This is a genomic window from Bremerella sp. TYQ1 (assembly GCF_020150455.1).
Lineage (GTDB): Bacteria > Planctomycetota > Planctomycetia > Pirellulales > Pirellulaceae > Bremerella > Bremerella volcania_A.
Genome location: NZ_CP083740.1, coordinates 821,985 through 836,548, shown reverse-complemented (window position 1 = coordinate 836,548; position 14,564 = coordinate 821,985). Strand labels below are relative to the sequence as shown.

The window sequence follows — 14,564 nt, the reverse complement described above, 5'->3', positions numbered from 1 at the left end:
ATTGGAATTCGAAGCTTACCTGGGAGGTAAACCTGATGGCGATTGCAACACACGACGACCAAGCAACCAATCGACCAGAGTTCGACATCGTCGCCCAGGAAGCTATAGCGTTGGCAGCCGATATCCTTCGCGCGTCGACGGCTCGCGAGACTGCCGCCGACAAAGCCAACTTAGCCAAAGTGGCTGGCTTGATCGAGGATCGGGATGGTAAAGAGTTGACCGTCGCGATGGCCGATCAGGTACTGCGAATCAAAAACCCGCGCCGCAGTGCGAACCATCTTAAGTCGCTCGTGAAGGAATACGGACTGCCCAAGTATTTCAGCCCGATCGATCGCGGCTTACTCCAACTGGGCGTTTGGGCAGCCCAGATAGCACCTCGGCTCGTGATGCCGTTGATTCGTAAGCGCATCCAAGCTGACTCGTCGCATGTGATCATCTCGGCCGAAAAGGAACCGTTCGCTCGTTATTTGGCCCAGCGGAAACGAGATGGCATTCGTATTAATCTCAATCAGCTCGGCGAGGCGGTCCTTGGCGAAACGGAAGCCCAACGGCGACTCGATGCCTACCTGGCACGACTGCGAGATCCCGAGATTCGCTATGTCTCGGTGAAGCTTTCTTCGGTGGCCGCACATATCAGCTTAACAGGCTACGAAGCAACGCTGATTGACTTGAAAGAACGGCTGCGCATGCTTTACCGCGCCGCCAAGAACGCGGAAGACGGCAAGCAGAAGTTTGTCAATCTCGACATGGAAGAGTACCGCGATCTCTACCTGACAGTGGACGTTTTTCGTAGCGTGCTGGACGAACCAGAATTTGCCAACTTGTCGGCAGGGATTGTGCTGCAAGCTTACCTGCCTGACTCTCATGAAGTGCAGAAGTCGCTCACGGAATGGGCGAAGCAGCGTGTCGCACGCGGTGGGGCCGACATTAAGATTCGCCTCGTCAAAGGGGCGAACCTGGCCATGGAAAAAGTTGAAGCTTCGCTACATGGCTGGCCCCAGGCTCCTTACGCCACAAAAACCGAGACCGACGCCAACTATAAACGCATGGTTGAATATGCGTTTCGTCCTGAGAACATCGAAGCGGTCCGTATCGGCCTCGCGAGTCACAATTTGTTCGACATCGCGTTTGCATTGCGATTGGCCGAACATCGCGAGGTGAGCCAACGCGTTGAATTTGAAATGCTGGAAGGCATGGCCAACGCCCAGGCCCGTGAGATGCGAGACAGTACCGGCGACTTGCTGGTATATGCCCCAGTATGTTACGACGCCGACTTCGACTCGGCAGTTGCCTACCTCGTTCGCCGCTTCGACGAGAACACTCAGCCAGGTAGCTTCCTCGGCTCGCTTTTCGCCATGAAAGTTAACTCCCCAGCGTGGAACGAGCAGAGCGAACTGTTTCTCAAAGCGTGTTCGCTTGCTCAGTCTTCGTCACTTTCATCCACGCCTAGCCGAAACCAAAATCGCCTAACCGAGTCGATGACAGCAAGTCGCGCGAGCGAACCGTTTGTTAATGCGGCGAATACGGACTTCTCTATTCCCGCGAACCGTACTTGGATTCGCGAGCTGGTCGACGATTGGAAGGAGCGTACCTTCGCTGCCATCCCACTGCAAGTTGGCGGTAACGAGGAAACAACACAACAGCTCACCCTAGGCCACGATCCGTCCCGGCCAGGCTTGAAGCTGTACGAATATGCTACCGGTACCGCCCAACATGTTGAGTTAGCCTTGCAAACGGCAGAGCGATCGCAGCCAGCATGGGAGGCATTAGGATCGGAGAAGCGTGCTGAAATATTGCGAAACTTCGCTGCCGTGGCGGCTCAACAGCGAGGCGAAATGATTGGCGTCATGATGGCCGATGCCGGAAAGACAGCCCTGGAAAGCGATCCCGAAATCAGCGAGGCGATTGACTTTGCCGAATACTACAGCCGTTCGTTCGACAGCGATGGCTGGGACGATGGAACCACCTCGAAGCCGGTTGGAACTGTGGTGGTGACGCCGCCGTGGAATTTCCCTTACGCGATCCCCGCAGGTGGCTGCCTGGCCGCATTGATGGCCGGAAACAGTGTAATTTTAAAACCGGCCCCTGAAACGGTTCTTACCGCTTGGCACCTCGCCTGCCAATTGTGGGAGGCTGGCATTCCTCGCGATGTGCTTCAGTTTCTGCCGCTGGTCGACGGCGACGTCGGCAAAGCATTAATCAGTGACGAACGCGTCGGCATCGTCGTGCTGACTGGCGCATACGCGACGGCCCAGATGTTCCAGTCTTGGCGCTCCGATCTTCGCTTGTACGCCGAAACGAGCGGCAAGAACAGTATGATCATTTCGTCAGCCGCCGACTTGGACTTGGCAATCAAGGATTTGGTTCGTGGCGCCTTCGGTCACGCTGGACAGAAATGTTCGGCGACGAGCCTTGCGATTGTCCTTCGCGATGTCTACGAAAGCGAGCAATTTCAAAACCAACTGCGGGATGCGGCGGCCAGCATGCATGTCGCTTCGGCGTGGGATTTGACGGCCGACGTTACGCCTGTGATCCGGCCTCCGCATGCGGATCTGCAACGAGGACTCACGCAACTAGATCCCGATGAAAGCTGGTTGCTAAAGCCGGAAATGATCGACGGAAATCCATGCCTCTGGAGCCCTGGAATTCGCCTCGGGGTGCAGCCTGGCAGCTGGTACCATCGCACGGAATGCTTCGGTCCGGTGTTGGGTGTGATTTGTGTTGATAGTTTGGAAGAAGCGATTCGTATTCAAAACGACAGCGAATTTGGTCTGACCGGTGGACTCTATTCGCTGGATGTCGACGAGATTGAAACGTGGCGAGATCGCGTCGAAGTCGGCAATGCTTATATCAATCGAACGACTACCGGGGCGATTGTTCAGCGCCAACCGTTTGGAGGCTGGAAGCACTCGTCGGTCGGACCTGGTGCGAAAGCTGGCGGGCCGAATTACGTCGCCGCGTTCCGAAACTGGAAGGAGACTTCCCTCCCCGCTAGGCGAAGCTCGCTTGACCAACCGACCGACGCCTTGGTCGAGGGGCTCATGAGTTCACTGCCCACAGAAGGCCAACGGCACGAGCTTCGCGCGGCGGCCGAAAGCTATGCGTTTTGGTGGAACACTTATTTTTCCCACGAACATGATCCATCGGCGCTACATGGCGAGAACAATGACTTCCGCTATCGCCCCTTGCCGCAGCATGTTGTTCGCGTGGAAGAAGGGGAAGTCTGCTGGTCAGATATTCTGAAGAGCTACGTCCTGTGCCAGATTGGGGGCATTTCGTGGACTTGGAGCGTGCATCCGGATGTGAACGTGCCAAGCGAAGTCAAAAACCACCTTCCTCCGGCAACCATGGAAGCGACCGATGTGTTTCTCACGCGGATGGAAACATCGCCGCAAGGAAGTTTCCGCGTGATGGGTACCGAGCAACTGGGACCGTTCTATGTTCTTAAGCGTCAGGGCCATCGACTTCTTGCGAGCGAATGCCTGGCGAATGGTCGACTTGAATGGCTCGGATATCTTCGCGAACAATCGATTACGGAGATTGTTCATCGCCACGGAAATACGACTTCGCGGCAGCATGCCGAGCATGCGACGTAGTCCATAGGATTCGGCAGGCGAGGATGCTACGATAGAGTGTCCGTCGTTGCGTGAACGGCCCCTCATCCCTGCACCCCCGAATAGATTCCTGCCATGCTTTACGCCCCCGCTTTATATCGTTTGTCCCTGGCAATCGCGTTTCTCGCGGTGTTGTCTGGTTGGGTTCGCGCCGCCGAACGACCAAACATTGTTTGGATCATCGCGGACGATCTGAGCCCCGAACTAGGTTGCTACGGGTATGAAGGCGTTCGCACGCCTCACATCGATCGGATCGCCGACGAAGGCTGGAAGTACGAAGCGGCTTTCGCGACAGCGCCCGTTTGTTCTTCCTCGCGATCGGCGTTCATCACCGGCGTTTACCAAACCGCTACCGGCACGCATCATCATCGCACCGAGGTAAAACGACCGCTTCCGCCGCCGGTGGTTCCTATCACGAAACTCCTGAGCGACGCTGGCTACTTTGTCACGAACTCGAACTCAACGATCTCGCGGCCAGGCAAGACCGACTATAACTTTACGACGCCAGGCAAACTGTTCGACGGATTCGATTGGTCGAAGCGTGCCAAGGGCCAGCCTTTCTTTGCGCAAGTTCAGATCCATGAGCCGCATCGCTCTTTCATTGCTGCGAAAGACAAGCATCGCGCCGACGATGTTCAGATTCCGACGTATTACCCTGAGCATCCCGTCGTGCGCGTCGACTGGGCTAACTACTTGGCCAGCATCGAACGACTCGACCAGCATGTTGGCGAAGTCCTTTCGCGGTTGCAAGACGCTGGCGAATTCGACAATACGGTGGTCTTCTTTTTCGGCGACCATGGCCGTCCACATTATCGTGATAAGCAATGGCTGTACGATGGCGGTCTGCGTGTTCCGCTACTTGTCCGCTGGCCTCAGAAACTGAAAGCTGGCTCCGTGAAAACGGGCCAAGTCAGCTTGATGGATGTGAGCGCGGCGACGGTAGCTGCGGCCGGGATCGAGGTGCCGAAATGGATGGATGGTCGCGACTTGTTGGCTGACGACTACGCAGAACGCGAGCTGGTATTTGCTGCACGTGACCGCTGCGGGGACGCTGTCGATCGAATCCGTGCGGCACGCACCGAGCATTTCAAATTCATCCGCAACGACTTCCCAGATCGTCCTTACACACAGCGTAGCGGCTATAAAGAGCTTCAATATCCTGGCATGACGGTGGCCCGAGTGCTGCAACAACGAGGCGAACTGACCGGACCGCCGGCCGCTTTCTGGACCGCAACGCGACCTGCCGAAGAACTTTACGACCTGCAAGCCGATCCCGACGAAACCCAAAACGTTGCCCACGATCCACAGTATCAAGAAGTTCTGAATCAACTACGAGATGAACTCGATCAATGGATTGAGGAAACCGGCGATCAGGGCTACCAGCCGGAACCGCAGTTGGAAGAAACCATCGCCGCAAGTCGAAAATGGTCGACAAACGCCATGAAAAAACGTGGCATGACTTGGAATTCCGATCCGGAAGACTACCTGCGTTGGTGGAAGAACGAACTGGGTGTCGATGAATAACCTATTGGCGTTAGCTTGTCTCAGGCATGAACGTGGGCATGACGATTCCCTTCGGCTCGGTCCATTCGCCGCGTACCTGAGAGAGATGCAGCTCGCAGTTTCGAGCCCCCCAACTATACAACTGTTGGATTAGCTGGCTGGCCTGACCTGGCACCAACCAAACCGGTGTTCGTCCAGCGTGATGTTGAAGCTGGAAGTAAATCAGCGCTGCAGCATCCGCCTCGGTACGCATCACGCCGGGCCCAATCATGTTCGACCCAGGGTGGAGCACCGATCCGAGAAAGCCGTCGATTCCGCCCTGCTCGTTTTCGATAACAGCCGTGTGCCATATACCGGACGTGTTTTCGAGAAAGTGCCGATGATCGCCAGGCCGTTCGATGTGATGAAGCTCTCGTTCAATCTCGACTATAGCCTCTAAGTCTGCCAGTGTGGCCGTACGAACGCGATCCAACTTTGACGGAGGTGCCCCTCGATTGATGCCTTCGGCCGGCACCGACAGCAACATGTCTTGAAAGATGCCCCGAGGCACAAATCCGGCGCGGTTGTATAGCGAATACGAATCGAGGTTCATCGCGCTGGAAACCAATCGGACCGGTTTGTTATCGGAATCGGCAAGATCGATGATAAATTGCAACAGCCGGCGTGCGATTCCCCCACCAAAGTGATCGGGATGCACGTTCATAATGCCGAGCGATACATGCGTTGGCCGCGGATGGTAAAAGCAGGAACCAGCGATCTGTCCCGTTTGGTCACACTGGGCCACGACGCAGCAGCCAGGGTCGAGCATTTCGTAAACTTCGTTAAAGATGTTCGCCGAGGTCACTTCCCCTGTGAAAATCGGGGGGCGAGCGTGTGCTTCGTACCAGGCATTCGTCGAGTGATAGATGAGCGAAGCGATTTCCGCGTGATCTTCCGCGGTACTGCTGCGTAACGAATAGCTGGGCATGCGTGCTCCTGATACTTTAACTTCTTGCGTTGATACCACGTGGTTCGGCGACCTAAGTCGTATTTTCGCCATTAAGCAGCTGGCTTGCTACCCAGGACCAGCAAAGCGTTGTCGATGCGAAAATTCTCTCGCATCTGATCTTGGCTTCCCTTAGAATGGCAAATCAGGCGACTGCATCGTTCCAAGCAGCCGTTTCCCTCCTAATTTCCGCGCCATTCCCTTCCGATTTTCGAGCGTGGCGAGACCATGTCCTTTTCGCGAAATTCAATACTACGTCCTCCCTTCTGGGCGATCGCCCTTTGTGCTGGTCTTTTGCTTGCGGCCACTTCTCGTTTAGTGGTTGCCGAAGAAACACAAAAGCCTAAGTCGGAGCCCGTCTCGTTCGCCTCCGAAGTTTTTCCGTTACTACGGAAGGCTTGTTTTGAATGCCATGGAGAGAACGTTCAGGAAGGAGGCCTTCGACTTGATCGCCGCGAAGATTTGTTCGATTCGGGATCGATCATCCCAGGTCATCCCGACAATAGCGAGCTCTTGCGCCGTGTCATGCTGCCGGAAAGCCACGATGAAATCATGCCGGCAGTCGGCGATCCGCTGACTCAGCCACAAGTTGCTATTCTTCATCGTTGGATTGAGTCTGGAGCAGATTGGCCGGATGACTTCGAAGCCCCTATTCATTGGTCGTACATTAAACCAACTCGACCGCAACTTCCCGCGGTGACGAATCACAAATGGATTCAATCTCCAATCGATCACTTTGTACTTGCCAAACTGGAAGCGATCGGCTTGGATTCTTCTCCGGCTGCTTCGCCTGAAAAACGTATTCGTCGCGTCTACCTCGATTTGATCGGTTTACCGCCAACGCCGGAGGAAGTGAACGCATTTGTGGCGGATCCATCGCAGGCACATTATCAACGAATTGTCGATGATCTTCTTTCTCGGCCACAGTTTGGCGAACGCTGGGCACGACCGTGGCTCGACTTGGCGCGATACGCCGACTCGCACGGATACCAGCGAGATGACCTGCGCGACATATGGCCTTACCGCGATTGGGTCATTCAAGCGATGAACGATGATATGCCGTTCGATCAGTTCACGATCGAGCAAATCGCCGGCGATCTGCTTCCTGATGCTACAGAATCCAACAAGATCGCCACCGGATTTCATCGCTGCGCACCGACCAACGTCGAAGCAGGATCGCTTCCGGAAGAAACCCGGACAGAGCAGGTCATTGATCGCGTCAATACAACCGCGGCCGTCTGGCTTGGATCGACACTTGAATGTGCCCAATGTCACGATCACAAGTACGATCCGTTTTCGATGAAGGAGTATTACCAACTGCTGGCATTCTTCAACAGTACCCAGCGGGAAGCTGATCGAACCGATCCCAAAAAACCAAGCTCGATCGCGTTCCAAGGCCCAAGCATGCCGCTTGCCAACCCCGAACGTGAAGCGCGTCGACGCGAGCTTCAAGCGAGCAAATCAAGGCTAACGACCGCGCAGAACTCACGCCGAGAAGAATTGACAACGCAGCTAACAACATGGGTAACGACGGTTGATATTGGTGCCCGGAAAAACGTTCCCAAGCCGGTCCTAGCGGTAATGAAAAAGCCGATGGATGAATGGAACGACAAGGATGAGCAAACACTCGTTGACTACTGCACGGCAGAGGATCCTGTCAGCCAAAACCTGAAAAAGAAGCTCACGCGCGTCGAACGCGATTTGAAGCAAGCAGCACCCGACACGACGCTGGTAATGATTGAGTTAGAAAAGTCGCGTCCAACGTTCATGTACGAGCGTGGCAATTATCAAACTCCTGGAGAGGCTGTTTTGCCAGGGACGCCTGAGATTCTACACGCTATGCCTTCGGGGCCTGGGAATCGACTGACGCTCGCGCGGTGGCTGGTCTCAGAACAGAATCCGCTGGTGGCGAGAGTCGTCGTTAATCGATGGTGGGCCGAGCTTTTCGGGCAAGGAATCGTCGCCACCGAAGAAGACTTTGGCATTAAAGGGGAATCGCCAACACATCCACAGCTCCTAGACTGGCTGGCCGTTGAACTGATGGAGAAGAACTGGTCACGGAAGAGGCTGCTTCGCGAAATTGTCCTGTCGGCGACGTACCAACAGTCTTCTCACTTAAGCGCCGAGCTGCGGGAAAAGGATGACCAAAATTTGCTTCTGGCTCGTGGTCCCCGGCTTCGGATGGATGCCGAGATGATTCGTGACAATGCCCTGGCAATTTCTGGCTTGATCAGCTTAAAGCAGTTCGGGCCACCCATTCGTCCGTTTCAACCGCCTGGTATCTGGACGAAAGTGGGAGGGCAGAAATACAAGTATGACGTTAGCCCCGGCAGCGAGCAGTATCGACGCGGTGTTTACGTTGTCTTGAAACGTGGATCACCCTACCCAAGCTTCCTGAACTTCGACGCTACGGCACGTTTGGCGTGTACCGTGAAACGGTCTCGCACGAATACGCCGCTTCAAGCGTTAACTCTGCTGAATGACCCTGTCTACGTTCAAGCCGCGAAGGCACTTGGTCAGAAAATCGTACAGGAATACGCCGATCGTTCTTTCGAGGAACAACTGACGATCGCTTTTCAGCTTTGTACGGCGCGAGTACCGACGGAACGAGAATTCAAAACGCTCAAGTCGTTGTACGATGCAAGCGCAGACGATCCTACCGAAGGCTGGTTTCATGTGGCGACAGCCCTATTGAACCTACACGAGACAATCACCAAAGACTGAGGTTCAACTGATGACTCCTAAGCCCAGTTCTTCGCCATTGACGCGTCGCGGATTTCTGCAATCGACAGGAATCGGCTTTGGGGGGATCGCGCTGGCGTCACTTCTGCAGAACGATGGATTCAGCGAACAGCTTGCCCCACACCAGGCACCGAAAGCGAAACATGTGATCTATTTGCACATGATTGGGGCACCTTCGCAGCTGGACTTATTCGAACCGAAGCCTGAACTTGTCAAACGACACAATCAGCCATGTCCAGCAGAAGTCACTAAGGATCGAGACTTTGCGTTTATCGGCAAAACGTCGACTCTCGCCGGGTCTCCATTCAAGTACTCGCAGCATGGCGCTTGCGGTCATAGCTTTTCGGAACTCCTGCCGAATCTGGCGAGCGTTTCGGACGAGATTGCAATGATCCATTCAATCCATACCGAAGAAATCAATCACGCGCCAGCCCAAATGTTTCTTCATTCTGGCTTCGGTCGAGGAGGCCGTCCCAGTTTTGGGTCGTGGGTGTCGTATGGGCTCGGATCGCAGAATGACAATCTGCCAGGCTATATCGTCCTTCTCAGCGGTCCCAAGGGAGGAGCTGGAACCAGCTTGTGGTCGAGCGGTTTTCTACCCAGCATCCACCAAGGGATTCAATTCCGATCGGAAGGGGATCCCGTGCTATTTCTTTCTAGCCCCAAAGACCATTCTCGAGAGCAACGCCGACGCGTTATCGACACCGTTGCGGATTTGAACCGGCAACACTTCTCTGCCACTGGCGATCCCGAAATCGAAACGCGTATCGAGCAATATGAGATGGCGTTTCGCATGCAAGCTTCCGTCCCCGATTTGATGAATATCCAAGGCGAAACCAAGGAGACGCTGGAGCTTTATGGTGCTCAGCCAGGGAAAGCATCGTTCGCGAATAATTGCCTGCTGGCTCGACGCTTGGTTGAACGGGGTGTCCGTCTCATCGAACTGTACGATGCCGATTGGGATCATCACAGTGGTCTCGACAAGAACTTGCCACGCAAATGCAAGCAGACCGATCAGGGCATTGCCGCATTGATTACCGACTTGAAACGTCGTGGATTGCTTGACGACACACTCATCATCTGGGGTTCCGAATTTGGAAGAACGCCCCTTCGCCAAGGTGGAAATGCCACCGGAAACTCCGTTTCAGGCCGTGATCACCATAAAGATGCCTTCACGATGTGGCTTGCCGGTGGAGGCGTTCGAGGAGGCGTCAGCTATGGCCGTACAGATGACTTTGGTATGGATATCGTAGAAAACGAAGTTCATGTACACGATCTCAATGCCACCATCTTGCACCTTCTGGGAATCGATCACGAGCGTTTGACATACCGCTACCAAGGCCGAGAGTTTCGTTTAACCGACGTACATGGGCATGTTGTTCGGCCATTATTGGCATAGCGCTGGTGGCAAATTCTTATGCTGGATGCACATTTTCAAAGGGGAATTCCCGCAGGAAGGAATGTTAGACTAACAGCCCTTCACCCAGCCGCTTCGTCGTGTTCGCAATCATTGCGGAGGCGTGGAAGCGCATTGCCTACCTGAATTCTTGCTCCTTAGCTTCTGCCGAATGAAAGTTTCGACCATGCACACGACCGCCACCGGTGCCGCCGCGTGTCTCTTGCTTCTCTTGTTCACGCCGTTAGTTGCGGCTGACTCGAAAGGGGGCTTACCCAAAGACGAGCAAGGTAAGGAACTCAATCTCGATTTCGAGCGGGGAACGCTGCAAGACTGGACCGCAGAAGGAACGGCGTTTCAAGGACAACCGATCGAAGGTGATACCGTCCACCCGCGACGGAACACGATGAAAAGCCAGCACCAGGGTAAGTTCTGGATCGGTGGTTACGAAATCCACCAAGATGGCCCCACCGGAACGCTGACTTCCAAACGTTTCCGCGTGACACATCCTTGGGGGGTGTTTCTGCATAACGGCGGTTCTCATGGGGAAACGCGCGTAGAGCTAGTCGACGCTGACAGTGGCGACGTTTTCTATTCGACAGTCGGCGACAATCGCGAGAACATGCGCCAAGTGGTAGTGGATTTGAAGAAGAAACAAGGCAAAGAAATCTTCATTCGCCTTGTTGATGAGCACAAAGGTGGCTGGGGCCATCTTAACTTCGACAATTTCCGCTTCTACCACGAAGCCCCTGCCCAGCCGACACCACCTCGAAAGCCGTTGCTGGCGGACCAATATCCCCATGCTGGTCTGTCGGCCGAAGAAGCTGCCGCCGTAATGCAGTTGCCGGAAGGCTTTTCGGTGACGGTAAGTGCCGCCGAACCAGAGGTAACCCAGCCGATAGCGATGGCATTGGACGAGCGGGGCCGACTTTGGGTGGCCGAAGCCTTTGAGTACCCGCGTCGAGCCAAAGATGGCGAAGGTCGCGACCGAATCCTGATCTTCGAAGACGAAAACGGGGATGGCCAATTTGATCGCCGGAAAGTCTTCTACGAGGGGTTAAATCTTGTCAGCGGCTTGGAAGTTGGCTTCGGTGGTGTCTGGGTCGGAGCAGCCCCTTACCTGCTGTTTATCCCTGATGCCAATGGTGATGATACCCCGGACGCTGAGCCCCAGATTTTACTTGATGGGTGGGGCTATCAAGACACGCATGAAACACTCAACGCATTTATTTGGGGGCCTGATGGCTGGCTATATGGTTGCCATGGTGTGTTTACGCATTCCAACGTCGGTAAACCAGGGGCCCCTGACTCAGAACGGCAACGTATCAACGCAGGTATCTGGCGCTACCACCCTGTTCGCCACGAGTTCGATGTTTTCTGTCACGGTACTAGCAATCCTTGGGGCGTCGATTTCAATGACTACGGACAAGCGTTCGCCACGGCCTGTGTGATTCCGCATCTTTATCACATGATCCAAGGAGCCCGCTACCAACGACAAGCAGGCTCGCACTTCAATACTCATACGTACGACGACATAAAAACGATCGCGGACCATCTCCACTATCTTGGTTCGACACCTCATAGCGGGAACAACAAGTCCGATGAAGCGGGCGGCGGACATGCCCACGCAGGCGCGATGATTTACCTGGGAGATCGCTGGCCTGAGAAGTATCGTGGCCAGATCTTCATGAACAACATTCATGGTCAGCGTTTAAACGTCGACATACTAAAGCCTGAAGGTTCTGGATATGTCGGCAGTCATGCTCCCGACTTCTTACTGACAGGAGACCGGGCGTCCCAGATCTTGAACATTCGCTATCTGCCCGATGGCAACGCCTACATGATTGACTGGTACGACATGCAAGCGTGCCATAATCATAACGTGGCAGCCCACGACCGCAGCAATGGTCGTGTCTATAAAATTTCCTACGGCGAAAACAATCCGGTGCAGGTTGATCTGACGAAGAGTACCGACATGGAATTGGCAGAGTTTACGCTGCATTCCAACGACTGGTACGTCCGTCACGCGAGAAAAGAACTTCAGCATCGCGCCGCTTCCAGTAAGTTGGCTCCTGAGGCGGAAACACGTCTGCAGGACATTGCCGCGACTCACGAAGATCCAACGCGTCGATTGCGAGCCTACTGGGTTCTTCATGTAATCAACGCGTTGAACAATTCATCGATCGAAAAGATGACCAATGATCGTCATCCTTACATCCGTGGATGGGCCATTCAACTGGCACTGGAAACGGACCCTCAACCTGACAAGCAACTCTATCAAACGATGCTCCGCCTCGCCAAGGAAGATCCTTCTCCGGTCGTGCGACTCTATTTGGCGTCGGCTCTACAGCGAATGCCATTGAATTCACGTTGGGATATTTTATCGGCGCTCGCTAGTCATGCCGAAGATGCGGATGATCATAATCTCCCCCTAATGTATTGGTACGCCGCCGAACCGCTTGCGGAAGAATCTCCAGAACGCGCTCTTGCACTGGGATTGAACGCAGGCGAATCGATACCAGCTTTAAGCAACTTCATGTTACGTCGCATCGGCAGTGGAGACTCTCAAGAATCGCTCGCCACTCTCGTAAAAGGACTTTCAAGCGTCGACGATGCATCGACGCAGATGACGTTTCTGAAAGCAATGCGATCTGCGTTAGCCGGCCAACGTCACGTGGCCATGCCTACGCCCTGGAAAGAAGTGGGCTCGAAGTTAATGACCACCCCAAACGAACAAGTCGCTATGGAAGCAACCGCACTTGGGGTAACTTTTGGAGATCCACAAGCCTTCTCCCGCATGCATGCGATTGCCAACGACGCCCAAGCCAATAGCTCTAAGCGAATCGGGGCACTAAAAGCGCTTTTATCGGCAGGCGATCCAAAACTTCCCGAGACTCTACAGGGTTTGCTTGCCAATCCCGACCTTCGTGAAACGGCACTTACGGGATTGGCTCAGTACGATGACACGAAGACCCCTCAGGCAATTCTTGAACACTACGATGCGATGCGACCTCGCGAAAAGCGAATCGCATTGATGACTCTTTGCTCTCGCCCGATGTACGGCCGCGCACTTATGTCGGCACTTCAAAAGGGACAGATCGCTTCGAGCGACTTGTCCGCGGACTTGGTTCGCCAACTCTCCAACTTGGAAGATGAATCCATCAATGCTCAGCTTGGATCCGTTTGGGGTTCCGTGCGTGATACGCCAGAAGAAAAAGCCAAGCTCATTGAAGAATACAAACAGCTGGCCACTAATCGCAATCTTCCGGCAGCCGACGCTGCACTCGGTCGAGCTATCTTTGCCAAAACATGCCAGCGTTGCCACACGCTTTATGGTCTCGGTAGGAAAGTGGGACCTGACCTGACAGGCTCGAACCGCGCCAACCTCGACTATTTGCTTAGCAACATCGTCGATCCAAGTTCGGTCATGGCAAAAGAATATCAGCCATCGATCATCTTGCTGGACTCGGGACGTGTCATTACTGGGATCGTTCGGCAAGAGGACGCGAAAACGATTGTCCTGGAGACAACGGAAGATATTCTCACACTACCCAAGGAGGAGATTGAAGAACGACGTCTGAGCGATAAGTCGATGATGCCAGACGATCAGCTACGCCCTTTTTCACAGCACGAAGTTCGCTCGTTGATCGCCTACCTGCAAGCGAAAACGCAAACGCCGATGCTCGCTACGGAGGAGAACGCCTCCGAGCTTTTCAACGGCAAAGACCTTAGCGGCTGGGAAGGTGACGAATCGCTTTGGTCCGTCGAAAATGGCGAAATTGTCGGCCAGGCCCCTAAGGGCATTAGCAAGAACAGCTTTTTGATAAGTGATATTGCCGCCGAAGACTTCCATCTTTCCCTAGAAGTCAAGCTGATGAACAACCAAGGCAACAGCGGCGTGCAATTCCGCAGCGAACCGATTTCGGGCGGGTCCGTGAAAGGATATCAAGCTGACATCGGCCCAGGATGGTGGGGAAAGCTTTATGAAGAACATGGCCGCGGTCTTTTGTGGGACAAATCTGGTGAAGCCCATTTGAAGCCAGATCAATGGAACCGTTACGAAATAATAGCCAAAGGTTCTGAGATTGAGACCCGTATTAACGGGCAACCATGCGTGAAGATTCATGATGATGAGGGTGCAAAGCGGGGTATCTTCGCCTTGCAATTGCATTCAGGTGGCCCGACCGAGGTCCGATTCCGAAATTTCAAGCTGGAAGTTCTGCCGCAAGACTAGCCGCTAAGGGGCATTGGAGGGGAATTTTCTTTTCGCACACGCGTTTTTTTACGCTTCGTCTGAGGTAAGATAGAGGAATAGTCAGGCCGT

Annotated in this window: 6 protein-coding genes; 5 read left to right on the top strand and 1 reads right to left on the bottom strand. The window is 54.3% G+C overall.

All coding sequences use genetic code 11. The features are described 5' to 3' along the window. The first annotated feature begins 35 nt into the window (after nucleotides 1-35). Nucleotides 36-3,596, top strand: coding sequence for a bifunctional proline dehydrogenase/L-glutamate gamma-semialdehyde dehydrogenase (locus tag LA756_RS03080; RefSeq protein WP_224438420.1), 3,561 nt, complete (start codon nucleotides 36-38; stop codon nucleotides 3,594-3,596). Nucleotides 3,597-3,689: 93 nt separating this feature from the next. Beyond that, nucleotides 3,690-5,138 carry a sulfatase gene (locus tag LA756_RS03075; RefSeq protein ID WP_224438419.1) on the top strand — a complete coding sequence of 483 codons (1,449 nt, stop codon included), beginning with the start codon at nucleotides 3,690-3,692 and terminating at the stop codon, nucleotides 5,136-5,138. Between the two features lie 10 nt (nucleotides 5,139-5,148). On the opposite strand, the gene LA756_RS03070 is transcribed toward LA756_RS03075, so the two are convergent. After that, nucleotides 5,149-6,084: a GNAT family N-acetyltransferase gene (locus LA756_RS03070; protein WP_224438418.1), complete on the bottom strand. Its 936-nt coding sequence runs from the start codon at nucleotides 6,082-6,084 to the stop codon at nucleotides 5,149-5,151. A 246-nt stretch (nucleotides 6,085-6,330) separates the two neighbouring features. Here LA756_RS03070 and LA756_RS03065 point away from each other — a divergent pair, with 246 nt between their 5' ends. From LA756_RS03065 to LA756_RS03055, 3 genes are all read left to right on the top strand, one after another. Then, entirely contained in the window at nucleotides 6,331-8,826 is a 2,496-nt protein-coding gene (locus tag LA756_RS03065; RefSeq protein WP_224438417.1) for a PSD1 and planctomycete cytochrome C domain-containing protein, read from the top strand. Between the two features lie 10 nt (nucleotides 8,827-8,836). Next, entirely contained in the window at nucleotides 8,837-10,243 is a 1,407-nt protein-coding gene (locus LA756_RS03060) for a DUF1501 domain-containing protein (protein WP_224438416.1), read from the top strand. A gap of 184 nt (nucleotides 10,244-10,427) precedes the next feature. Continuing rightward, the gene (locus LA756_RS03055; protein ID WP_224438415.1) at nucleotides 10,428-14,474 is read left to right on the top strand and encodes a PVC-type heme-binding CxxCH protein; all 4,047 of its coding nucleotides are present in this window, start codon (nucleotides 10,428-10,430) and stop codon (nucleotides 14,472-14,474) included. Nucleotides 14,475-14,564 lie beyond the last annotated feature (90 nt).